Consider the following 21126-nt stretch of genomic DNA (forward strand, 5'->3'; position numbering starts at 1 on the left):
ACAGGAGGGCGTGGCGCAGGCTGCGCCCTTTTTCGTCGCCAAGCGCCGCTTCCCGCTGTGGACAGTGCCCCGGCAGGGCGGTAAACCTGCCCGGAACGCTTGTTTTAAGCCCGCAAGAGATCCCGCATATGCCGACGCTCAACGATATCCGCTCAACCTTTCTGAACTACTTTGCCAAACAGGGGCATGAGGTCGTCGAATCCAGCCCGCTGGTGCCGCGCAATGACCCCACCCTGATGTTCACCAACTCGGGCATGGTGCAGTTCAAGAACTGTTTCACCGGCGTGGAGACCCGCGACTACAAACGCGCGACCACCTCGCAGAAATGCGTCCGCGCCGGCGGCAAGCATAACGACCTCGACAATGTCGGCTACACCGCGCGCCACCACACGTTTTTCGAGATGCTCGGAAACTTCTCCTTTGGCGATTACTTCAAGGAAGAGGCGATCCCCTTTGCCTGGGAGCTGATCACCAAGGAATTCGATATTTCGAAGGACCGGCTTTACACCACGGTCTATCACACCGACGACGAAGCCTTTGAAATCTGGAAGAAGATGGGCGTGCCGGAAGACCGGATCATCCGGATCGCCACCTCTGACAACTTCTGGCAGATGGGTGATACCGGCCCCTGCGGGCCCTGCACCGAGATTTTCTATGACCACGGCGACCACATCTGGGGCGGCCCTCCGGGCTCGCCGGAGGAAGACGGCGACCGGTTTATCGAGATCTGGAACCTCGTCTTCATGCAAAACGAGAAGTTCGCGGACGGCACCATGGTCGATCTGGACATGCAGTCCATCGACACCGGCATGGGGCTGGAGCGGATTGCGGCGCTGCTGCAGGGCACCCATGACAACTACGAAACCGATCTGTTCAAAGCGCTGATCGAAGCTTCCGCGAATGTGACGAACACCGACCCGTTCGGCGATCAGAACGTGCATCACCGGGTGATCGCCGATCACCTGCGCTCCTGCTCCTTCCTGATTGCCGAGGGCGTGCTGCCCTCGAACGAAGGCCGCGGCTACGTTCTGCGCCGGATCATGCGCCGCGCGATGCGCCATGCCTCGCTGCTGGGCGCCACCGATCCGGTCATGCACAAGCTGGTGCCCGCGCTGGTTCAGAAGATGGGCGCGGCCTATCCGGAACTCGGCCAGGGCCAGGCGCTGATCGAGGAGACCTTTGAGCAGGAAGAAACCCGTTTCCTCAAGACCCTGGACCGCGGCCTTAAACTGCTGGACGAAGCCTCTGCCGGTCTGGGCAAGGGTGACGTGCTGCCGGGTGAGACCGCGTTCAAGCTGTATGACACCTATGGCTTCCCCCTCGACCTGACCCAGGATGCCCTGCGCGCCAAGGAGATCGAGGTCGACACCGACGGCTTCGACGCCGCCATGAAGGCGCAGAAGGAGCAGTCCCGTGCCGGCGGTATCGGTTTGGGTGAAGCGGCGGACGTGAAGGTCTATTTCGACATTGTCGACGCTGCAGGCACCACTGACTTCCTGGGCTACGAAACCGAGAAGGCCGAGGGCCAGATTGTGGCCATCGTCAAGGACGGCGCGCAGCTGCAATCTGCGGCCAAGGGCGACACGGTTCAGATCATCCTGAACCAGACCCCGTTCTATGGTGAAAGCGGCGGTCAGGTTGGTGACACCGGCGTGCTGACCGTCGAAGGCGGCGCAGCCCGCATCATCGACACCAAGAAGGTTGAAGGCCTGTTCCTGCACATCGCCGAAGTCACCGAGGGCAAGATTGCCGTCGGCCAGGGCGCGGCGATGGAAGTGGATCATGACCGCCGCAGCAAGATCCGGGCCAACCACTCGGCAACCCACCTGCTGCACGAAGCCCTGCGCAACGCGCTGGGTGAGCATGTGGCGCAGAAGGGCTCGCTGAACGCCGCTGACCGCCTTCGCTTCGACTTCAGCCACAATAAGGCGATGAGTGCTGACGAACTGAAGAAGGTCGGTGCCGAGGTCAATGATTTCATCCGCCAGAACACGCCTGTGTCGACCCGGATCATGACTCCGGATGATGCGCGCGAACTGGGCGCCCAGGCCCTGTTCGGCGAGAAATACGGTGAGGAAGTGCGCGTTGTCTCCATGGGGCGCGCTCCGACCGGCAAGGGCCATGACGGCGATACCTACTCGATCGAACTGTGCGGTGGTACCCATGTGAAGCAGACTGGCGACATCGGCACTTTTGTGATCCTGGGCGACAGCGCGTCCTCTGCCGGCGTGCGCCGGATCGAGGCATTGACCGGTGCGGCGGCGGTTGAGCATCTGGAGCGGGAAGCGGGCCGTATGGCGGATATCGCGGCGGCGCTGAAGGCGCAGCCTGCGGATGTCATGGACCGTCTCAAGGCGATGATGGATGAGCGCAAGGCGCTGCAGAATGAGATCTCCAATCTCAAGCAGCAGGTCGCGATGGGCGGCGGTTCCGGCGGCGGCGCCGAGGCCAAGGAAATCAACGGCAAGAAATTCCTGGCGCAGGCGCTGCAGGGCGTGTCCGGCAAGGACCTGCGCGGCCTCATCGACAAGCACAAGCAGAACATCGGCTCTGGTGTGATCCTGCTGATCGCCGAGGAGGACGGCAAGGTGGCCGTGGCCGCTGGCGTGACCGATGATCTGACCGGCGATATCTCTGCCGTGGATGTGCTGAAAGCAGCAGTTCCTGCCGTGGGCGGCAAGGGCGGCGGCGGCCGACCGGACATGGCCCAGGGCGGCGGCAAGGACTTCTCCGGCGCCGAGGAGGCGATCAAGGCCGCAGAGGCCGTTCTGGCAGGCTGACCATTTGGTCAAAAAAACACTTGGTCTTTCCGGCAAACTGCCTAAGCTGCCGGGAAGATCATAAACTTGGGAGGCTCCGATGCCCGCGCTCTGGATTGCACATGTGACCGTCACCGACGCCGATGCCTACGGTAAGTATGCCGAACTGGCAGGCCCGGCCATCGCCAAGCACGGAGGGGAGTTCATCGCCCGCGGCGGCCGGTTCGTGCAACTGGAAGGCAAGGAGCGTCCGCGCAATGTGGTCGCCAGGTTCCCGAGCGTAGAAGCCGCGGTCGACTGCTATCACAGCCCGGAATACCAGGAAGCGCTGGACCACGCGCGCGGTGCCTCCGAGCGTGAGCTGATGGTGGTGGAAACCTCCGAGTAATGGTCACCGCTTTTGCGGAAATGCTGAAACGCCACGCGGCCCCGGGCCGGGTGGCGTGGGTTGGTTTGCGCCCTGGCCGGCGGGAAGAGGTTCAGGCGGCTGACAGCGTCGAACTGACGTCCGATGGTCTCGCCGGAGACCACGCCAAGGCAGGCAAACGCGCGGTTACATTGATCCAGGCCGAACATTTGCCTGTCATCGCTGCGCTTGCGGGATTGCAGGCTGTGCAACCGGACCAGCTGCGGCGCAATCTTGTCATTTCAGGGATCAACCTTGCCGCCTTGCGCAAGGCGAGGCTGCAGATCGGCAGTGCGGTGCTTCATGTCACTGGCCCGTGTCCGCCATGTTCGCGGATGGAGGAAGTGCTGGGCCACGGCGGCTACAATGCGATGCGCGGGCATGGCGGCTGGTATGCCGAGGTGCTGCAGCCGGGCAAGGTGGCCTTGGGCGACAGCGTTACGGTTCTGGCACAAACGGAATGAAAAGCGGCGGCAGATTTCTCTGCCGCCGTTTCTCGTCTATCAGGCGCTGGCCTTGGACATCCGCTTGCGCTCATGCGGATCCAGGTAGCGCTTGCGCAGGCGCACGTTGTTCGGGGTCACCTCGACCAGCTCGTCATCGTTGATATAGGCGATGGCCTCTTCCAGCGACAGCGTCATCGGCGTGGTCAGGCGGACCGCGTCGTCTGTGCCGGAGGCGCGCACGTTGGTGAGCTTCTTGCCCTTCAGCGGGTTCACTTCCAGGTCGTTGTCGCGTGAATGCTCGCCGATGATCATGCCGGTGTAGATGTCGGCCTGAGCGCCGATCATCATCTTGCCGCGCTCTTCCAGATTCCACAGCGCGTAAGCCACCGACTGGCCGTTCTCCATCGAGATCAGCACGCCGGCACGGCGCCCCGGGATTGCGCCCTTGTGCGGCGCCCAGCCGTGGAACACGCGGTTCAGCACGCCGGTCCCGCGGGTGTCGGTCAGGAACTCACCGTGGTAGCCGATCAGGCCGCGAGAGGGGACATGGGCGATGATACGGGTCTTGCCTGCACCTGCGGGCTTCATCTCGACCAGCTCACCCTTGCGGGCACCGGTCAGCTTCTCGATCACCGCGCCGGAGTATTCGTCATCCACGTCGATGGTGGCTTCTTCGATCGGCTCCATTTTGACGCCGTCGACTTCCTTCATGATCACCTGCGGGCGCGAGATCGACAGCTCGAAGCCTTCGCGGCGCATGTTCTCGATCAGAACACCCATCTGCAGTTCGCCACGGCCGGATACCTCGAAGGCCTCACCGCCGGGGGTATCCTTGATCTTGATGGCGACGTTGCTTTCGGCCTCTTTCATCAGGCGGTCGCGGATGACGCGGGATTGCACCTTCTTGCCGTCGCGGCCGGCCAGCGGGCTGTCGTTGATGCCGAAGGTGACGGTGATGGTCGGCGGGTCGATCGGCTGGGCGTCCAGCGGTTCATCCACGGCCAGCGCGCAGATGGTGTCGGCCACGGTGGCCTTGGACATGCCGGCGATGGAGACGATGTCGCCCGCCTGGGCTTCTTCGATGTCCTGCTGGGCCAAGCCGCGGAAGGCCTGGATCCTGGTGACGCGGAACTGCTCGATCTTCTGGCCGATGCGGGAGATCGCCTGCACGGTGGCGCCGACCTTCAGCTTGCCGGATTCGACGCGGCCGGTCAGGAGGCGGCCCACGAACGGGTCGCTGCCCAAGGTAGTGGCCAGCATCCGGAAATCTTCGTCCTGGCGCTTGATCTGCTTGGGTTCCGGCACGTGGTTCACGATCAGGTTGAACAGCGCGTGCAGGTCCTTGCGCGGGCCGTCCAGCTCGGCATCGGCCCAGCCGGAGCGGCCGGAAGCGTACATATGCGGGAAGTCCAGCTGGTCTTCGGTCGCGTCCAGCGAGGCAAACAGGTCAAAGCATTCGTCCAGCGCGCGGTCGGGCTCGGCGTCGGGTTTGTCGACCTTGTTCAGCACCACGATCGGACGCAGGCCCAGGGCCAGCGCCTTGGAGGTCACGAATTTGGTCTGCGGCATCGGGCCTTCGGCGGCGTCCACCAGCAGCACCACGCCGTCCACCATCGACAGGATCCGCTCGACCTCGCCGCCGAAATCGGCGTGGCCGGGGGTGTCGACGATGTTGATACGGGTGCCGTTCCACTCGACCGAGGTCGGTTTGGCAAAAATGGTGATGCCGCGTTCGCGCTCAAGATCGTTGCTGTCCATGGCGCGTTCCGCCACAGCCTGATTTTCGCGGAAGGCGCCGGATTGTTTCAGCAGCTCGTCGACCAGAGTGGTTTTGCCGTGGTCAACGTGAGCAATGATCGCAATGTTGCGCAAGTCCATGACGTTCGCCTTTGTAAGGAAGTTGGGCCGCGCATAGCCCGATCCCGGTTCAAAGGCCAGAGAAAAACCGCCGCGGGGCCCTTCAAATGCGGATCAATGGCCCGAGGACTTGGAAAACAGGTGGATGATGACGATGCCTGACATGATCAGCACCATGCCGATGACCGCCGGCAGATCCAGCTTCTGGCCAAAGACAAAGAAGGCGATCACCGCAATCAGCAGGATGCCCAGACCGGACCAGATGGCATAGACGATGCCCACCGGCATGAACTTGAGCGTCAGCCCCATCATGTAGAAGGAAAAGGCATAGGCGACCAGCACGATCAGCGACGGCCCAAGGCGGGAAAACTGCTGGCTGGCCTGCAGCGCCGTGGTGCCGACGGTTTCCGCTGCTACGGCAATGATCAGGTAGAAGTAATGTACCGGCATCTCTGCCTCCGTTCTGCGCGCTTCGCCCCGCAACGGCGGGTCCGCTCCCCCGGTACCGCATCCAAAGCGCCGGAGGAAGTCCCGATGCGTCATCAACCGCGGCTTTTCCGCCCGCTGCAGCGGTGAACAGGCGGCTGTGCGCGGAAACACTGGACTGCGATTTCGCAATTTCTTAGGAGCTTGTTCCGATAATTCAGCGCTGGATAAAACGCTGATCCGATTCCCAATAGTGAGCGGGGGACTGCCACATGTGCCGCTGGGCTGCCTACTCGGGGGGCGATGTGTTCCTGGAAGACATCATTTCAACACCCGCGCATTCACTGATTGCCCAAAGCCAGAAGGCGGCGGAATGCAAGACGGCAACCAATGGCGACGGGTTCGGCATTGCGTGGTATGGGCAGCGGCCGGAGCCTGGCCTGTACCGCGATGTCTATCCAGCCTGGTCGGACTGCAATTTGCGGGCCCTGGTCCGGCAGGTGAAGTCCGGCCTGTTCCTGGCCCACGTTCGCGCTTCGACAGGGTCGGCGACCAGCCGCAACAACTGCCACCCGTTTACCGCGGGACGGTGGAGTTTTATGCACAACGGCCAGGTCGGCGGCTTTGAAAAGTTCCGCCGACACGCCGACATGTGCATCCCGGATGAGCTGTATGAGCACCGCAAGGGGGCCACCGACAGCGAGGTGCTGTTTCTGCTTGCCTTGCAGGAAGGTCTGGATGCGGATCCCAAAGCGGCGCTGGAGCGGGCGGTTGCCCGGATGGAGGCCTTGTCGCGCGCGCGGGGAACCACTCCCCACATGCGCCTGTCCGTGGCGATGTCGGACGGGCGGAGGCTTTATGCCGCGCGTTATTCATCCGACAGCATTGCGCCCTCGGTCTATTACCGCTGGAGCAACAGCCTGAACGGCTGGGCGGTGGTGTCGGAGCCGCTGGAGCAGACCGGGGAAGCCTGGAACGAGCTGAAGCCGGGCGCCTTCCTGACGCTGACCGGGGAAGGGGCTGAAATAGAGCCATTTCAACCGTTTATGGAGTGACGTTCAGTGAGGGGCGCCTGCTGTTACAGGCGCCCGGCCTCCCGGAACCAGGGTTCGATCTGTGACCGGACATAGTCCCAAACCTCGGGTGTGCCGCGACGGACCTTTACACCAACCCGGGTTTCGAGCTGCGGCAGGCTCACGTCGTAATCGACCCAGCTGCCGCCGCCGTTCAGCAGGTTGAGCAGCACCGGCTGCACCCGGTCGATGGACTTGGCAAATACGGCGTCGGGGCTTTCCGCGGCCTCGAACTCTTCCCAGATGGCGCGCAACGGCGCGCCCTGTTCCAAGGGCAGAAGGCCGAACAGACGGTCTGCAGCAGCTTGCTCCCTGTCGGCCAGGGCTGCGAGAGCAGCGGGATCCACCACCCCGTGGATCGGCGCGTCGCCTGCATCGATTTCCACCAGGTCATGCAGCAGCAGCATCTGCAGAACCCTGTCCACATCGGCCGCATCGGCGCTGTGCTCCGCCAGAACCCAGCCATAAAGCATGATGTGCCAGCTGTGTTCCGCCGAATTTTCATGCCGCGAGCCGTCGCCCAGCTTGGACGCGCGGGTCACCAGCTTGAGCTTGTCAGCCTCATTCAGGAACGGAAGGCGGGCCGTCAGGCTGCTGCTGTCATATCCTGTGTCTTCGCCCAGCAGGGTGAGAGCGTGGTGAAAGGCGTCTGGCAGGTCCTGCTCCAAGGTAGCCGCGCGGCCGCCGAACAGGTTCTGGCGGACCACATCGACATGCCAGTCCAACGGTTCCGCCCCGTAAAGGGTTTGAAAGACCGGCTGGCAATGATCCACCCGCTTGGCAAAACGCGCATCGGGGCTCTGGGCCGCTTCGAACTCCTGCCACAGCGTCAGGAACTCAGCACCCTGATCCGCCGGCAGCAGGCCGAACAGGCGGTCTGCCGCGGCTTGCTCGGACAGCGCGACAGCGTCCCAGTCAACCTCATCGGTGATCGGGTGATCGCCTGCGTCGATCTCCACCAGGTCATGCAGCAGCAGCATCCGGATGGCGCGGAAGACGTTCACCTCTGGCCCGGCAAAGGGCGCCAGAACCAGCGCATAGAGCGCCAGGTGCCAGCTGTGCTCGGCCGAGTTTTCCCGGCGGCTGCAATCCAGAATCAAGTTCTGGCGTTCTACCCGGCGCAGCTTGTCAGCTTCCAGCAGGAAGGCGAATTGTGCGTCCAGGCGGGCGCTCACGCCTCACCCTTTGCTTCCAGCTGCGCCTGCAGCGCGGCAACTTTCTGATTGAGGAATTCGCGCGCCTTGCGTTCCGCCAGGCGCACGCGCATTTCTGTCAGGAACGCCTCTTCAAGCGACTGGGAGGCAGCGCCAAGAACCTGGCCCACCTCCACATACAGCCGGTCCTCGCCGCTGGCGTCCTGAACTTTGAGCGTATCGATCGCCAGTTTTTGGGCCAGCGTCTCGATCGTGCTCATCAGCGGGTGTTCTCCGTCAAACGGCGCTTCACATACTCGGTCACATTGCCGATCATCGTGTCCATGTACGGATCCTGGAAGAAGTGATCCGCGCCCTCGATCTCGGTGTGCGTGATGGTGATGCCCTTCTGCTCATGCAGCTTGCTGACCAGGTTGGCCGTATCGGCGGGCGGCGCCACGCGGTCGGCGGTGCCGTTGATGATCAGGCCGGAGGACGGGCAGGGCGCCAGGAACGAAAAGTCGTACATGTTGGCCGGCGGGGCAACCGAGATGAAACCGGTGATCTCGGGCCGGCGCATCAAGAGCTGCATGCCGATCCAGGCGCCAAAGGAGAAGCCAGCAACCCAGCAATGCTTGGAGTTGGTGTTCATCGACTGGAGGTAGTCCAGCGCCGATGCCGCATCCGACAGCTCTCCCACGCCCTGGTCGTATTCGCCCTGGCTGCGGCCGACGCCGCGGAAGTTGAACCGTAGAACGGTGAAGCCCATGTTGTAGAACGCGTAGTGGAGGTTGTAGACCACCTTGTTGTTCATGGTGCCGCCAAACTGCGGATGCGGGTGCAGCACGATGGCGATCGGGGCGTCTTTTTCTTTTTGCGGGTGATAGCGGCCTTCGAGGCGGCCTTCGGGTCCGGGAAAGATGACCTCGGGCATGGGCGGTTCAAATCCTACTCTCGTTTTCGGGGCTGCCCGCAGAATACTTGACGGGTTCCGTCAGGCATCTTAGAACAGTTCTAATCAAGGGCGCTGGCCTCGCCATACACCGTCAGGCTGAGATACGCACAGTCGGAGGGAAGGTCAATGTTTTCGCACTCGCGCCCTGATTTCGAGGAGACATAGATGAAGCTTTCCACCAAGGGGCGCTATGCCATGGTCGCTTTGGCCGATATCGCGCTGCAAACGCAGGGCGATCTGGTGCCTTTGGGCGATATCTCCAAGCGCCAGGATATTTCCTTGCCGTACCTTGAGCAGCTGTTTGTCAAACTGCGCCGCGCCGGGCTGGTTGAATCGGTGCGCGGCCCTGGCGGCGGCTACCGTCTGGCCAAGCCGGCGTCGGAAATCCGGGTTGTCGATGTGCTGTCCGCTGTGGACGAAACGGTGGACGCCATGCACAAGGGGGCAGGCGCCTCCGGAGCGCTGTCCGGCAGCCGGGCGCAATCCCTGACCAACCGCCTGTGGGAAGGCCTCAGCGCGCATGTCTATGTGTTCCTGCATCAGACCCGCCTGTCCGATGTGATCAAGAACGACCTGGCGCCATGCCCTGCGGTTCCCAGCCTGTTTGCCGTGGTGGATGACTGAGGTGCCGGAAAGCTGCTGCACTTGTTCATCCGCGTGTTGCACACCTGCCGCACAATTTCTGCGGGAAGGCTTTGCGCATTGGTGCAAGGCCGCGTATGACGCGGCAGCGATCCGCAAAAAGATGCATCTATGAAACGTGTTTACCTAGACCATAACGCCACCGCCACTTTGCGTTCCGAAGCGCGGTCTGCGATGATTGCGGCGATGGATGTCTGCGGCAACCCGTCGTCAGTCCATGCTGAGGGCCGGGCTGCCAAGGCGCTGGTCGAGAAGGCGCGGGCACAGGTCGCCGCCGCGTTTGGCGCGGATGGCGCGGACATTGTATTCACCTCCGGCTCTACCGAGGGGGCGTCGCTGGCGCTGGCCGGACGCGGTTTGCATGGCGCGCCGGTGGAGCATGACGCCGTGCGCGCCTGGACCGTCGAGGACCTGAATGTAGCTTCAGACGGTGCGGTGGAAGTCACCGATCCTGCCGTTTCCACCGTACAATTGGCCAACTCGGAAACGGGCATTGTGCAGCGCCTGCCGGATGGGCTGGCGGTGACGGATGCGACCCAGGCATTCGGTAAATTGCCGGTTGCCTTTAACTGGCTTGGGGCCGAAATGGCGCTGATCTCGGCGCACAAGCTGGGCGGCCCCAAGGGCATTGGCGCGGTGGTGATGAAACGCGGCACCGATCTGCCTGCCCGGATCAAGGGCGGCGGCCAGGAGATGGGGCGCCGGTCCGGCACCGAAAATGTCATTGGAATTGCGGGCTTCGGTGCCGCAGCTGAAGCTGCTGCCAAAGATCTGGCCGATGGCGTCTGGGACAGGGTTGCAGAACTTAGAAATATTCTAGAAAAGGCGCTTGTGTCTGGCGCAAACCATACTATTTTTGTCGGGAAGGATCGGGAGCGGCTGCCAAACACCCTGTGTTTCGCGACGCCGGGCTGGAAGGGCGAGACCCAGGTCATGCAGATGGACCTTGCGGGTTTTGCCATCAGCGCGGGCAGCGCCTGTTCCAGCGGCAAGGTGCGCGCCAGCGCGGTGCTGACCGCCATGGGATATGACGAGGCAACGGCACAAGGCGCGGTGCGCGTGTCGCTGGGGCCGGAGACAACGGAAGAAGATGTGCTGCGCTTTGCCGATGCGTGGCTGGAAAAAGAAAAGAAACATCGCGCCCGCGCGGCGTGAGTGAGGAGAAGACAATGGCCGCTTTGGACCAGACCCAAGTCAAGGAAGGTGTTGACCAGGAAACCGTGGACGCAGTCCGCGAGGTAGGCGGCGCTTACAAATACGGCTGGGAAACCGATATCGAGATGGAATACGCCCCCAAGGGGCTGACCCCGGATATCGTCCGGCTGATTTCGGAAAAGAACGAAGAGCCGGAATGGATGACCGAATGGCGGCTGGCGGCCTATGAACGCTGGCTCCAGAAGGAAGAGCCCGACTGGGCGATGGTCGACTACCCGGAAATCGACTTCCAGGACCAGTATTACTATGCCCGTCCCAAGTCGATGGAAGTGAAGCCCAAGTCGCTGGACGAGGTCGACCCCAAGCTGCTCGCGACCTACGAAAAGCTGGGTATCCCGCTGAAAGAGCAGATGATTCTGGCCGGCGTCGAAGGCGCGGGCGAGACCCCGGAAGAAGGCCGCAAGGTCGCCGTTGATGCGGTGTTCGACTCCGTCTCCGTGGGCACCACCTTCCAGAAAGAGCTGAAAGAAGCGGGCGTCATCTTCTGCTCGATCTCCGAAGCCATCAAGGAGCACCCGGAACTGGTGAAGAAATACCTGGGCTCGGTGGTCCCGGTGTCTGACAACTTCTATGCGACGCTGAACTCCGCCGTGTTCTCCGACGGCTCGTTTGTCTACGTGCCGCCGGGCGTGCGCTGCCCGATGGAACTGTCGACCTATTTCCGCATCAATGCGGAAAACACCGGCCAGTTCGAGCGCACCCTGATCATTGCCGACAAGGGCTCCTACGTTTCCTACCTGGAAGGCTGCACCGCACCGCAGCGCGACACCTCGCAGCTGCACGCCGCAGTGGTGGAGATCATCGTCGAGGAAGACGCCGAGGTGAAGTATTCGACCGTCCAGAACTGGTACCCGGGCGATGAGAACGGCAAAGGCGGCATCTACAACTTCGTGACCAAGCGCGCTGACTGCCGCGGCGACCGCGCCAAGGTGATGTGGACCCAGGTCGAGACCGGCTCGGCCGTGACCTGGAAATACCCCTCCTGCATCCTGCGCGGCGACGACAGCCAGGGCGAGTTCTACTCGATCGCGATCACCAACAACTACCAGCAGGCCGACACCGGCACCAAGATGGTGCACCTGGGCAAGCGCACCAAGTCGCGCATCGTGTCCAAGGGGATTTCGGCGGGCAAGGCGCAGAACACCTACCGTGGTCTGGTGTCGATGCACCCGAAAGCCAAGAACAGCCGCAACTACACCCAGTGCGACAGCCTGCTGATCGGTGACAAATGCGGTGCCCACACGGTCCCGTACATCGAGGTCAAGAACAACTCCTCGCGGGTGGAGCATGAGGCGACCACCTCCAAGGTGGATGACGACCAGCTGTTCTACTGCCGCCAGCGCGGCATGGACGAGGAAGAGGCGGTGGCCCTGGTGGTCAACGGCTTCTGCAAGGACGTGCTGCAGGCGCTGCCGATGGAGTTCGCCATGGAAGCGCAGCAGCTGGTTGCAATCTCGCTGGAAGGGTCTGTCGGCTGATGACAGACCCCTGGGCATCACCGCAAGGAGGCAAGAGCATGATCGTCACCACCACCAACTCTGTCGAAGGCTACCAGATCGCCGAATACAAGGGCATCGTGGTGGGCGAGGCGATCATGGGCGCCAATGTGGTACGGGATGTCTTCGCCTCGATCACCGACATCGTCGGCGGCCGCTCCGGCGCGTATGAAAGCAAGCTGCAGGATGCCCGCGAAACGGCCCTGGCAGAACTGGAAGACCGCGCCCGGGCCAAAGGCGCCAACGCCGTGGTCGGGGTTGATCTGGATTACGAAGTGGTCGGGCAGTCCATGCTGATGGTCTCGGCCAGCGGCACCGCGGTGGTGCTGGGATAGGAATGAATGGGCTCCGCTGGAGCCGGGGAATATCGCGGGCCGCACGCCCGCATGACATGTGAGACGAGGAAAAAATGCTCGAAATCAAAAACCTGCACGTCAAACTGGAAGACGAAGACAAGCAGATCCTGAAGGGCGTCGACCTGAAGGTCGAAGCCGGCAAGGTGCACGCGATCATGGGGCCGAATGGTTCGGGCAAATCCACCCTGTCCTATGTGCTGTCGGGCCGCGATGGCTATGAAGTGACCGAAGGCTCGGCTGAGCTGGAAGGCGAAGACATCCTGGAGCTGGAGCCGGAAGAGCGCGCTGCGGCCGGCATGTTCCTGGCATTCCAGTACCCGGTGGAAATCCCCGGGGTTGGCAACATGACCTTCCTGCGCACCGCGGTGAACGCACAGCGCAAGGCCCGCGGCGAGGAAGAGCTGTCGGCCTCCGACTTCCTGAAGGAAGTGCGCGCCAAGGCAAAGACCCTGAAGATCGACGCCGATATGCTGAAGCGTCCGGTCAACGTCGGCTTCTCCGGCGGTGAAAAGAAGCGCAATGAGATCCTGCAGATGGCGATGCTGGAGCCGAAGCTGTGCATCCTCGACGAAACCGACTCCGGTCTCGACGTGGACGCGATGAAGCTGGTGGCCGAAGGCGTGAATGCCCTGCGCGACGAAGGCCGCGGTTTCCTGGTGATCACCCACTACCAGCGCCTGCTGGACCACATCAAACCGGACGTGGTGCACATCCTGGCAGGCGGCCGCATCGTCAAGACCGGCGGCCCGGAGCTGGCGCTGGAAGTGGAAAACAACGGTTACGCCGGCATCCTGGCAGAGGAGGCGTAAATGGCCCTGCCCGAAGTCAAGCAAAGCGCAACCGAGGCGCGGCTGTCGGCGCTGACCCTGCCGGAAAGCGGCTGCCTCAAGGCGGCCCGCCAGGCCGCGCTGTCGCGGGTCCAGACCATGGGCCTGCCCAGCCGCCGCGACGAATACTGGAAATACACCAGGCCGGACACGCTGGTGCAGGCTGAGGCCCCCAAGGCAGCCGTGTTCCACGCCGAAGAGGCACCGATGTTCAACGCCTTTGAGCGCCTGAACATCGTGTTTGTCGATGGGGTGTTCGACGCCGAGGCGTCCGACGATCTGTCTCTGGAAGGTGTCGCCATCGACCGGATCGAGGATATCTGCTGCAAGGATATCCATTGGGCCAAGGACTTGTACGGCGTTCTTGAGGCGCGCGGCCAGACCCCGGTGGAACGTCCGCTGGCGGCGCTGAACACCGCGTTCGCCACCGATGGCGTGGCGATCCGGGTGACCGGCAAGGTCTCCAAGCCGATCAACTTCACCTATGTGCATTCGGACGAAACCTCCGACGCGATCCTGCATCACGTGATCCGCGTGGAAAGCGGTGCCGAAGTTACGATCCTGGAAAACGGTCCGGCGGCCTCGCGCTTCAACAAGTGCATGGAGATCGACATTGCCGACGGCGGCAAACTGCATCTGGTGCGGGCCCAGGGCCGCGACCATGAGCGCCGGGCGGCCACCCATCTGTTTGCCCGCTTGGGGACCGAGTCGGTGTTCAAATCCTTCACCCTGACCGTGAACGGCGTTCTGACCCGCAACGAAGCGGTGATCGAGCTGACCGGCGATGATGCGGTTGCCCATATCGCCGGCGCTTGCGTCGGCGACGGCGACTTCCACCACGACGACACCGTCTTCATCACCCATGACGCGGTGAACTGCGAAAGCCGCCAGGTGTTCAAGAAGGTGCTGCGCAACGGTGCCACCGGTGTGTTCCAGGGCAAGATCCTGGTGAAGGAAGGCGCTCAAAAGACTGACGGGTATCAAATTTCCCAGTCGCTGCTGCTGGATGACGACAGCGAGTTCCTGGCAAAGCCGGAGCTGGAAATCTACGCCGATGACGTGGCCTGCTCGCATGGCTCGACCTCTGGCGCGATCGACGAGGAAGGCCTGTTCTACCTGCGTTCGCGCGGTGTGGACAAGGCGGATGCGACCGACCTCATGACGCTGGCCTTCCTGGCCGAAGCGGTTGACGAGATCGAGGATCCCGAGATCGCCGCTGACATCGTCTCCCGCCTCGAAGGCTGGCTGGCCCGGCGCCGCTGATGTCCGTCACCACGGATATCCCCGCAACCTACAAGGGGCCGCGCAAGGTGTTTGCGCGGCTTCTCAGCATGGGCGCCCGCGAGGACCGGCTGCTGGTGTTTCTGATCGCCGGCTGCGTGCTCACCTTTGTGGCGCAGATGCCGAAACTGGCTCGCGAGGCGCATCTGACCGGTCAGGAGCTGAACATGCTGCTGGGCGGCGCGCTGCTGGGCATCGTCTTCATCGCGCCGCTGCTGCTGTACGTTCTGGCGCTGGTGGCGCACTGGATCGCCCGGGCCGCGGGCGGGCAGGGTGACGCATACCGCGCCCGTCTGGCATTGTTCTGGGCGTTTCTGGCCTCCAGCCCGCTGATCCTGCTGAACGGCCTGGTGGCAGGCTTCATCGGTGCCGGTGCCGCGCTGAACCTGGTGGGCGCGCTGTGGTGCGCCGTCTTCCTGTGGTTCTGGCTGTCCGGCATGATCCAGGGGTATTGGTCCAAGTCATGAACGCTTTGGCTGCTTTTGCCCTGCTGACAATAAAGTCTCCGCGCGACGCCGCGATGCAGATCCTGGCGCGTGATTGGCCGCGTGAGGCGCTGTGGACAGCGTTCCTGCTGTCCGTGGTGCTGAACACCTGCGTCTACACACTGCAGCAGGTCCTGTTCCCGCTGCCGCCGGAAGTCCTGCTGCCGCGGTTTGCGCCCGGAGCCTATTTTGCAGTGGTTCTGGTCCTACAGCTCAGCTTCATTGCGATGCTGGCGACCACAGGCCGCTGGCTGGGCGGGCAGGGTGACCTGCCCTCGCTGCTGGCGCTGATCACCTGGCTGCAACTGCTGCAGGCCGCGTTGAATGGCGCTATCGTGGTGGTGTTCCTGGTCCTGCCGGCACTGGCGGCGCTGCTCAACATTGCCGCCAATATCGTGGTGTTCTTTATCCTCTTGCATTTCGTCAACGCGGCGCACAGGTTCGGCTCCGTCTGGCGCTCGCTTGGGGTGGTTTTGATGGCCAGCCTGATCCTGGTGTTTGCCCTCCTCTTCATCGTGGGTCTGATCGGCCCAGCCAATCTGGGACTGCCCGAAAATGTATGACGTCGAAAAAATCCGTGCCGATTTCCCGATCCTGTCGCGTGAGGTGAACGGCAAGCCGCTGACCTACCTCGACAACGGTGCCTCAGCCCAGAAGCCGCAGGTTGTGATCGACGCAGTGACCAAGGCCTACGCAGAGGAATATTCCAATGTTCACCGTGGCTTGCACTTCCTTTCCAATCTTGCGACCGAAAAGTATGAGGCCGTCCGCGGCATCATTTCCCGATTCCTGAATGCAGGCGACGAAAACACCATCGTGCTGAACTCCGGCACCACCGAGGGCATCAACCTGGTGGCCTACGGCTGGGCAATGCCGCGGTTGGAGGCTGGCGACGAGATCCTGCTGTCGGTGATGGAGCACCACGCCAATATCGTGCCCTGGCACTTTCTGCGGGAGCGTCAGGGTGTTGTGCTGAAATGGGTCGATACCGAGGCCGACGGCAGCCTTGATCCGCAGAAGATGATCGACGCCATCACCCCCAAGACCAAGCTGGTGGCAGTCACCCAGTGCTCCAACGTGCTGGGCACCGTGGTGGACGTCAAGGCGATCACCCAAGGCGCCCATGCCAAGGGCGTGCCGGTGCTGGTAGACGGCTCGCAAGGCGCGGTTCACATGCCGGTCGACGTGCAGGACATCGGCTGCGACTTCTATGCGATCACCGGCCACAAGCTTTACGGCCCCTCCGCGTCCGGTGCGATCTACATCAAACCCGAACGCATGGCCGAAATGCGCCCCTTCATCGGTGGCGGCGACATGATCAAGGAAGTCTCCAAGGAGCAGGTCATCTACAATGATCCGCCGATGAAGTTCGAAGCCGGCACGCCGGGCATCGTGCAGACCATCGGCCTGGGCGTGGCGCTGGAGTACATGATGGATCTCGGCATGGAGAACATCGCCAAGCACGAGGGCGGCCTGCGCGACTATGCGATGGAGCGGCTGACCGGCCTGAACTGGATCAATGTGCAGGGGAAAGCGCCTGGCAAGGCAGCGATTTTCAGCTTCACCATGGAAGGCGCCGCACATGCTCACGACATTTCGACCATCCTCGACAAGAAAGGTGTCGCGGTGCGCGCCGGCCATCACTGTGCCGGGCCGCTGATGGATCACCTGGGGGTTTCGGCGACCTGCCGCGCGTCCTTTGGCCTCTACAACACCAAGGAAGAGGTCGACACGCTGATCAACGCGCTGGAACTGGCGCATGAGCTGTTTGCCTGATCCCAGCCGCTGACCAAATGAAAACGGCGCCCTTGGAGGCGCCGTTTTTTATTTTGCAGCAGTGCTTTAGCCTTGGATCTTGTCCGCCCGCAGCGGGCAGGACAGGTAGACACCAAACTCCTTGCCGATATCACAGCTGACCCGCGCGTGCACCTTGCCCTGACGGTCCAGGAAACGCTGACTGTCTTCCACCGGGAAAATCCCTTCGTGCCAGATGTTCGGGTGGATGTAGAGGCCTTTGGACCCGTCACACCAGAATGCCACGACTTTCTCCGGTTTCAGGTCATCACCGGGTAAAGCGGCTGGAATGATGAAAGGCTTGTTGTCCAGCGGATAGAACAACTGCCCGCCGTCGGGGTGATAGTTCATGTGCCACAGCAGCACCTGATCCCGCGGCGCGGTCTGGCGTTCAACTTGGGCCTGCTGCGGATCAGTGGACCAGCCCAGCACATAGTTTCCTTTGACCGCTTCGTTCTCGCCATAAAGCACATCGCCGCGCCAGTCGCCGCGGAAGGTGCCCTCAACCCAACCGGCTTCGTCACCGGTGCCCTCGTCAATCGGCCGCCAGCCCTGGGCGGGCCATTGTACGATCTCTATCTCGAAGTTTTCGGGATCCTCCACCAGGCAGCCATAGCCCTTGACGCTTTCCTCGGTCGCCCGGATCAGCGGCACCTCGTGCCAGGGCAGCGAGGGTTTGGTGCTGGCCTCAAAGATATACTCAGGCGCGCTCATTTTTCGGAATCTCCCGCTTCCAGATGCTTGTCAACCATCCGCTGCACCATCGGCGCAAAGTGCCAATAGTCAGGCGTCTCCATATCCGCGCGCTTGCCGGCCTCATCCAGATACCGTACCGCGATGATCTGCTTGAGGTTCGGATTCTTCTCGAACTCGGCCACCTCCTCAGCATTCATCGGCCCGCCCTGCAGGTTCAGCGAATGCACGGAAGCCTCTGACAAACGGTTGAAATATTCCGGCTTGGTGGCGCAGAGGTAGCGTTTTGCCGCCACGTGGTAGCGCACGCAGTCGGTGATCACCGACGGGAAGAACTGTTCCAGAACCTCGGCGCCGGCCTCCTCGTGAAAGCGGTCTTCGGTGTCCTCCATGGAGAACGTCCCGAATTCACTGGTGAAATGGCCGATATCGTGGAGCAGCGCCCCGACGATGATCTCTTCCGGCTGACCGTTCTGCTCGGCTATCGTGGCGCCTTGCAGCATGTGCTCGGCCATGGTGACCGGCTCACCCAGGTATTCCTCATCGCCGCGGCGGTCAAAGATGCCGCCGATGAATTCGACGATATTGTCGCGGTTCAGCGTGCTGACGTCTGGCTTGCTCATGGGTCAGCCCTCAACCTGTGCGTTGAGCACGTTCAGGGTCGACAGCAGCCCGTCCTTGTCGGCGTAGCACCCCTGCAGCCAGCGCGACCCTGCACCGGAATAGCCAAGCCGCGCGTGCAGCACGCGGGTGTTGTCGACGACAAAGCTTTCCCCCGGCTCCAGTTTGAACGACACTCCCATTTCGGGATCGTCGATGAATTCGCCGAGGCGGCGGTAGGCGGCGTAATAGGCCTCCATCTTCTCGAACGGAACGTCCACAAACGGCGCCGAAGACCGGTTGTTGAACCGCACCGCAATCATCTCGCCATCTGGCGACAGCTCGATCATCGGACGGCGCGAGCGCAGATGCACCCCGTCAGAGCCCTTGTACTCGAACCGTGCCGGGTAGCCTGCCAGCAGGGCAAAGCCTTCCGGGTTTTCTTCGCGCAGGCGCTCGGCCGCGCGGAAACCGTCCACCACGATGCTGTCGCCGCCTTCGGCCGAGTTCTCCAGGCAGTAGAGGATCTGCAAGCTGGGCACCGGATCGCGATAGGGGTTGTCGGTATGCGCTTGCAGGCCCAGGCCGGTATAGGCCAGGTTTGTCGGATTCACCTCGGTCCGCACTTCGAAATACTTGCCGTAGTTGGTCTCGCGGACAAAGCCGAACATCCCGGCGCAATCGATCAGCGCACCTTCGCGCACCGGGCCGTTCACCAGTTTGGCAAAGCCCAGGCGGGCGATGGCATCCAGCCAGTCGCGTTTTGCCTTGGGATCCGACCGCACCTCGCTCCAGTCGAACGCGGGGGCAGGCTGGCTGCTGTTCCAAGTCTCGATACCCGGGGCGGTGCGGCCGAATTCCGACTGCTTTTCAGAGTCATAAGCGTTCGACTTCAACCAGTCTCCGGGGAACGTCACGGTCTTGCCTTCGGGGGCGAACGTGACGGTCAGGGCGCCGTCTTCCACCAGCGCGGTGCTGATCCTGGTGTCCGCCGGAATGTCGCCGATGGTGATCAGCCGCTGGCCGTTGCCGGGCGCGCGGGTCTCGGGATCCAGCGCGTTGTCACGCAGCCATATCGCGTGGAAACGGCTCTCGGCGCCGTCATTGAAAGTCAGGGTCAGAAAGCTGCCGGATGCGTCAGCGGTCACGGAACGGGGCATGGGGTTTCTCCGGTTGGCCTGGTTCTCCCTTGTGCTGGTACCGCGGCTGAGCCATCAAGAGAACGACGCAAATTAGGGTTTGAGAGTTAGGTTTTCTAATGGCAAAGAAAGTCACCAAAAAGGGCCTGCCACCGCTCGACTGGCTCAAGGTGTTTGAGGCGGCGGGCCGCCACGGCAGTTTCACCGCCGCAGCGGAGGAATTCGGCGCCACCCAGGCCGCAGTCAGCCAGCGGATCCGAAACCTCGAATCCTGGCTGGGCCGGCAGCTGTTCATCCGTTCGGCGCGCGGGGTATCGCTGACCGTGGATGGAGAAAGCTATCTGCCGCTGGTGCATGATTCCCTGCGCGCGCTTGAGCAGGGAACCGAGAACCTGTTTGGCCAAACCGTCCGCGAGCTGCGGATTGCGGCTCTTCCGTCTCATCTGGAAATGCTGCTGCTGCCGCGGCTTGAAGTGTTTTCAAGCAGCTACCCCGAAATGCGGCTGGTCACTGAGACCGTGCCCAAGCGGCTGGATTTTGAGGCCGCCGACGGCGCCTTGCAAATCCGCTATGGCCGCGGCGGCTGGGAGGGGCGGGAGGAGGCCTTGCTGGCCGATGAGGTGCTGCAGCCGATGACGGCCCCGGGGCTGGCTGAGGACTGGCGGCAGCTTCCTGCGATCGAATTGCGCGGCGAGCGGCCGGGCTGGGCGGAATGGTCGCGGGTGACGGGACAGGCTGAGCCGGAAACCGGGCCGGTTTCCGTTGATTCCATGGCACATGCGCTGCGGGCGGCACGTCTCGGTCTGGGGGTCGTGCTGGGGTCCAAGGTTCTGGCTGCGAACCTGCTGCAAACCGGTCAGCTTGAATGCGCCCCGGCACCGGAACTGCCAACGATCGATGGCTATTGGCTGACGTGGCCGCCAAGCCTGGGGAAATCGAAGCGTCAAAGCGAAGTATTGACCGCTTTGACCGCTGCCCTGCATGGTTGAATAGCCCGCCGCCCCTGGAAGGGCACGGATACCCTTTCAGATTGGGTATTCTCCAGTTTTGGCGAAATAGGCATCCAGCAAAGGTCTCGCCCCGCGTTTGCTGAGGAAGGCGAGACCGATCTTGCCGTCTTTGCGCCAGCGCGTTGCCACGGCAAACTCGCCAATTCCGGAAATCGTGACGGATTGCATTTGGGCCAGCTCAAAGGGGGGCTGCCCCTCCGGGAGGCGAACGGCAAGCCCCTGGTAGCTGATGTTGCAAAGCTGCGCCTCGATTTGTGCATCCGCCAGATTGATCACGCAAGGCAGGTCCAGCCTCAGACGCGGAGCCGTTGGGATCGGGGGCTGTGAATAGGAACTGAATGCTGCCATGCCATCCTGCCGTGAAATTACCATCAATTCCTTAGGCAAATAGGCAGCTTCCCTTACGAAAGCGTGAAAGGGCCGTGAAAAGTTGGCAGCGGTACGAGGGAAATGGCGCGCCTGGACGGAGAAAGTTCGAACTCTCTGTTTGAGGCGTTGGAAGAATGGGAACGCCATCTCGCATCTGTAGACTT

The 21126-nt window shown here is 62.4% G+C and carries 23 protein-coding genes; 14 read left to right on the forward strand and 9 right to left on the reverse strand.

Annotation, left to right across the window (positions count from 1 at the left end):
• The first annotated feature begins 128 nt into the window (after window positions 1–128).
• The 3 genes from alaS (at window position 129) to ACFMBG_RS13215 (ending at window position 3629) form a co-directional block, all read left to right on the forward strand.
• Window positions 129–2780 carry an alanine--tRNA ligase gene (gene alaS, locus ACFMBG_RS13205; protein WP_421055160.1) on the forward strand — a complete coding sequence of 884 codons (2652 nt, stop codon included), beginning with the start codon at window positions 129–131 and terminating at the stop codon, window positions 2778–2780.
• 79 nt (window positions 2781–2859) lie between these two features.
• Window positions 2860–3147, forward strand: a complete 288-nt coding sequence (locus ACFMBG_RS13210) for a DUF1330 domain-containing protein (protein ID WP_174147010.1) — start codon at window positions 2860–2862, stop codon at window positions 3145–3147.
• On the forward strand, window positions 3147–3629 hold the full coding sequence (locus tag ACFMBG_RS13215; RefSeq protein ID WP_421055161.1) for an MOSC domain-containing protein: 483 nt from the start codon (window positions 3147–3149) through the stop codon (window positions 3627–3629). The genes ACFMBG_RS13210 and ACFMBG_RS13215 overlap by 1 nt, the downstream gene beginning before the upstream one ends.
• A 39-nt stretch (window positions 3630–3668) precedes the next feature.
• Here ACFMBG_RS13215 and typA read toward each other — a convergent pair whose 3' ends face one another.
• Both typA and ACFMBG_RS13225 read right to left on the reverse strand, forming a co-directional pair.
• On the reverse strand, window positions 3669–5489 hold the full coding sequence (gene typA, locus ACFMBG_RS13220) for a translational GTPase TypA (RefSeq protein ID WP_421055162.1): 1821 nt from the start codon (window positions 5487–5489) through the stop codon (window positions 3669–3671).
• Between the two features lie 93 nt (window positions 5490–5582).
• Complete coding sequence (locus tag ACFMBG_RS13225) at window positions 5583–5918, reverse strand: DMT family transporter (protein WP_421055163.1); 336 nt, start codon at window positions 5916–5918, stop codon at window positions 5583–5585.
• Between the two features lie 248 nt (window positions 5919–6166).
• Between ACFMBG_RS13225 and ACFMBG_RS13230 the strand changes: the two genes are divergently transcribed.
• Complete coding sequence (locus tag ACFMBG_RS13230) at window positions 6167–6949, forward strand: class II glutamine amidotransferase (RefSeq protein ID WP_421055164.1); 783 nt, start codon at window positions 6167–6169, stop codon at window positions 6947–6949.
• 23 nt (window positions 6950–6972) lie between these two features.
• Here the strand turns inward: ACFMBG_RS13230 and ACFMBG_RS13235 are convergent, their stop codons facing one another.
• The 3 genes from ACFMBG_RS13235 to ACFMBG_RS13245 are packed head-to-tail and all read right to left on the reverse strand — an operon-like array spanning window position 6973 to window position 9034.
• The gene (locus tag ACFMBG_RS13235; RefSeq protein WP_421055165.1) at window positions 6973–8142 is read right to left on the reverse strand and encodes an HD domain-containing protein; all 1170 of its coding nucleotides are present in this window, start codon (window positions 8140–8142) and stop codon (window positions 6973–6975) included.
• On the reverse strand, window positions 8139–8381 hold the full coding sequence (locus tag ACFMBG_RS13240) for a hypothetical protein (protein ID WP_421055166.1): 243 nt from the start codon (window positions 8379–8381) through the stop codon (window positions 8139–8141). The genes ACFMBG_RS13235 and ACFMBG_RS13240 overlap by 4 nt, the downstream gene beginning before the upstream one ends.
• Complete coding sequence (locus tag ACFMBG_RS13245; RefSeq protein WP_421055167.1) at window positions 8381–9034, reverse strand: alpha/beta hydrolase; 654 nt, start codon at window positions 9032–9034, stop codon at window positions 8381–8383. Before ACFMBG_RS13245 ends, ACFMBG_RS13240 begins: the two co-directional genes overlap by 1 nt.
• Window positions 9035–9220: 186 nt before the next feature.
• Between ACFMBG_RS13245 and iscR the strand changes: the two genes are divergently transcribed.
• The 9 genes from iscR to ACFMBG_RS13290 all read left to right on the forward strand — a co-directional run bounded on the left by iscR (window position 9221) and on the right by ACFMBG_RS13290 (window position 17133).
• Complete coding sequence (gene iscR, locus ACFMBG_RS13250; RefSeq protein ID WP_259959268.1) at window positions 9221–9679, forward strand: Fe-S cluster assembly transcriptional regulator IscR; 459 nt, start codon at window positions 9221–9223, stop codon at window positions 9677–9679.
• A gap of 129 nt (window positions 9680–9808) precedes the next feature.
• Window positions 9809–10852: a cysteine desulfurase family protein gene (locus ACFMBG_RS13255; RefSeq protein WP_421055168.1), complete on the forward strand. Its 1044-nt coding sequence runs from the start codon at window positions 9809–9811 to the stop codon at window positions 10850–10852.
• Window positions 10853–10866: 14 nt separating this feature from the next.
• Window positions 10867–12390: a Fe-S cluster assembly protein SufB gene (sufB, locus tag ACFMBG_RS13260; protein WP_421055169.1), complete on the forward strand. Its 1524-nt coding sequence runs from the start codon at window positions 10867–10869 to the stop codon at window positions 12388–12390.
• A gap of 38 nt (window positions 12391–12428) precedes the next feature.
• A complete protein-coding gene (locus tag ACFMBG_RS13265) occupies window positions 12429–12743 on the forward strand; it encodes a YbjQ family protein (RefSeq protein ID WP_039123659.1) in 315 nt (104 codons plus the stop codon).
• A gap of 74 nt (window positions 12744–12817) precedes the next feature.
• On the forward strand, window positions 12818–13573 hold the full coding sequence (sufC, locus tag ACFMBG_RS13270; RefSeq protein WP_226428460.1) for a Fe-S cluster assembly ATPase SufC: 756 nt from the start codon (window positions 12818–12820) through the stop codon (window positions 13571–13573).
• Window positions 13574–14854: a Fe-S cluster assembly protein SufD gene (gene sufD, locus ACFMBG_RS13275; protein WP_421055170.1), complete on the forward strand. Its 1281-nt coding sequence runs from the start codon at window positions 13574–13576 to the stop codon at window positions 14852–14854. It abuts the gene before it with no gap.
• A complete protein-coding gene (locus tag ACFMBG_RS13280; RefSeq protein WP_421055171.1) occupies window positions 14854–15339 on the forward strand; it encodes a YIP1 family protein in 486 nt (161 codons plus the stop codon). The genes sufD and ACFMBG_RS13280 overlap by 1 nt, the downstream gene beginning before the upstream one ends.
• Window positions 15336–15920: a YIP1 family protein gene (locus ACFMBG_RS13285; RefSeq protein ID WP_421055172.1), complete on the forward strand. Its 585-nt coding sequence runs from the start codon at window positions 15336–15338 to the stop codon at window positions 15918–15920. Before ACFMBG_RS13280 ends, ACFMBG_RS13285 begins: the two co-directional genes overlap by 4 nt.
• Entirely contained in the window at window positions 15913–17133 is a 1221-nt protein-coding gene (locus tag ACFMBG_RS13290; RefSeq protein ID WP_421055173.1) for a cysteine desulfurase, read from the forward strand. Before ACFMBG_RS13285 ends, ACFMBG_RS13290 begins: the two co-directional genes overlap by 8 nt.
• 66 nt (window positions 17134–17199) lie before the next feature.
• Here ACFMBG_RS13290 and ACFMBG_RS13295 read toward each other — a convergent pair whose 3' ends face one another.
• From ACFMBG_RS13295 to tmpA, 3 genes are read right to left on the reverse strand one after another with little or no spacing between them, the layout of a single operon-like run.
• Complete coding sequence (locus ACFMBG_RS13295) at window positions 17200–17865, reverse strand: ureidoglycolate lyase (protein WP_421055174.1); 666 nt, start codon at window positions 17863–17865, stop codon at window positions 17200–17202.
• Window positions 17862–18467, reverse strand: a complete 606-nt coding sequence (gene tmpB, locus ACFMBG_RS13300; protein ID WP_421055175.1) for a (R)-1-hydroxy-2-trimethylaminoethylphosphonate oxygenase — start codon at window positions 18465–18467, stop codon at window positions 17862–17864. The genes ACFMBG_RS13295 and tmpB overlap by 4 nt, the downstream gene beginning before the upstream one ends.
• 3 nt (window positions 18468–18470) lie before the next feature.
• A complete protein-coding gene (gene tmpA, locus ACFMBG_RS13305; protein ID WP_421055176.1) occupies window positions 18471–19604 on the reverse strand; it encodes a 2-trimethylaminoethylphosphonate dioxygenase in 1134 nt (377 codons plus the stop codon).
• Window positions 19605–19702: 98 nt separating this feature from the next.
• Here tmpA and ACFMBG_RS13310 point away from each other — a divergent pair, with 98 nt between their 5' ends.
• Window positions 19703–20572 carry a LysR family transcriptional regulator gene (locus tag ACFMBG_RS13310; RefSeq protein ID WP_421055177.1) on the forward strand — a complete coding sequence of 290 codons (870 nt, stop codon included), beginning with the start codon at window positions 19703–19705 and terminating at the stop codon, window positions 20570–20572.
• Between the two features lie 36 nt (window positions 20573–20608).
• Here ACFMBG_RS13310 and ACFMBG_RS13315 read toward each other — a convergent pair whose 3' ends face one another.
• A complete protein-coding gene (locus tag ACFMBG_RS13315; RefSeq protein ID WP_421055178.1) occupies window positions 20609–21109 on the reverse strand; it encodes a PilZ domain-containing protein in 501 nt (166 codons plus the stop codon).
• Window positions 21110–21126 lie beyond the last annotated feature (17 nt).

This window comes from Leisingera coralii (genome assembly GCF_049056525.1).
Classification (GTDB): domain Bacteria; phylum Pseudomonadota; class Alphaproteobacteria; order Rhodobacterales; family Rhodobacteraceae; genus Leisingera; species Leisingera coralii.

Bases quoted from the DNA above. Each gene is read 5' to 3' on its own strand.
- ACFMBG_RS13230 (WP_421055164.1), top strand. From the start codon at position 6,167: ATGTGCCGCTGGGCTGCCTACTCGGGGGGCGATGTGTTCCTGGAAGAC.
- ACFMBG_RS13255 (WP_421055168.1), top strand. From the start codon at position 9,809: ATGAAACGTGTTTACCTAGACCATAACGCCACCGCCACTTTGCGTTCC.
- ACFMBG_RS13225 (WP_421055163.1), bottom strand. From the start codon at position 5,918: ATGCCGGTACATTACTTCTACCTGATCATTGCCGTAGCAGCGGAAACC.
- tmpA (WP_421055176.1), bottom strand. From the start codon at position 19,604: ATGCCCCGTTCCGTGACCGCTGACGCATCCGGCAGCTTTCTGACCCTG.
- sufD (WP_421055170.1), top strand. From the start codon at position 13,574: ATGGCCCTGCCCGAAGTCAAGCAAAGCGCAACCGAGGCGCGGCTGTCG.
- sufC (WP_226428460.1), top strand. From the start codon at position 12,818: ATGCTCGAAATCAAAAACCTGCACGTCAAACTGGAAGACGAAGACAAG.
- ACFMBG_RS13265 (WP_039123659.1), top strand. From the start codon at position 12,429: ATGATCGTCACCACCACCAACTCTGTCGAAGGCTACCAGATCGCCGAA.
- typA (WP_421055162.1), bottom strand. From the start codon at position 5,489: ATGGACTTGCGCAACATTGCGATCATTGCTCACGTTGACCACGGCAAA.
- ACFMBG_RS13280 (WP_421055171.1), top strand. From the start codon at position 14,854: ATGTCCGTCACCACGGATATCCCCGCAACCTACAAGGGGCCGCGCAAG.
- iscR (WP_259959268.1), top strand. From the start codon at position 9,221: ATGAAGCTTTCCACCAAGGGGCGCTATGCCATGGTCGCTTTGGCCGAT.
- alaS (WP_421055160.1), top strand. From the start codon at position 129: ATGCCGACGCTCAACGATATCCGCTCAACCTTTCTGAACTACTTTGCC.
- ACFMBG_RS13285 (WP_421055172.1), top strand. From the start codon at position 15,336: ATGAACGCTTTGGCTGCTTTTGCCCTGCTGACAATAAAGTCTCCGCGC.
- ACFMBG_RS13290 (WP_421055173.1), top strand. From the start codon at position 15,913: ATGTATGACGTCGAAAAAATCCGTGCCGATTTCCCGATCCTGTCGCGT.
- sufB (WP_421055169.1), top strand. From the start codon at position 10,867: ATGGCCGCTTTGGACCAGACCCAAGTCAAGGAAGGTGTTGACCAGGAA.
- ACFMBG_RS13310 (WP_421055177.1), top strand. From the start codon at position 19,703: ATGGCAAAGAAAGTCACCAAAAAGGGCCTGCCACCGCTCGACTGGCTC.
- ACFMBG_RS13295 (WP_421055174.1), bottom strand. From the start codon at position 17,865: ATGAGCGCGCCTGAGTATATCTTTGAGGCCAGCACCAAACCCTCGCTG.
- tmpB (WP_421055175.1), bottom strand. From the start codon at position 18,467: ATGAGCAAGCCAGACGTCAGCACGCTGAACCGCGACAATATCGTCGAA.
- ACFMBG_RS13210 (WP_174147010.1), top strand. From the start codon at position 2,860: ATGCCCGCGCTCTGGATTGCACATGTGACCGTCACCGACGCCGATGCC.
- ACFMBG_RS13215 (WP_421055161.1), top strand. From the start codon at position 3,147: ATGGTCACCGCTTTTGCGGAAATGCTGAAACGCCACGCGGCCCCGGGC.
- ACFMBG_RS13245 (WP_421055167.1), bottom strand. From the start codon at position 9,034: ATGCCCGAGGTCATCTTTCCCGGACCCGAAGGCCGCCTCGAAGGCCGC.
- ACFMBG_RS13315 (WP_421055178.1), bottom strand. From the start codon at position 21,109: ATGGCGTTCCCATTCTTCCAACGCCTCAAACAGAGAGTTCGAACTTTC.
- ACFMBG_RS13240 (WP_421055166.1), bottom strand. From the start codon at position 8,381: ATGAGCACGATCGAGACGCTGGCCCAAAAACTGGCGATCGATACGCTC.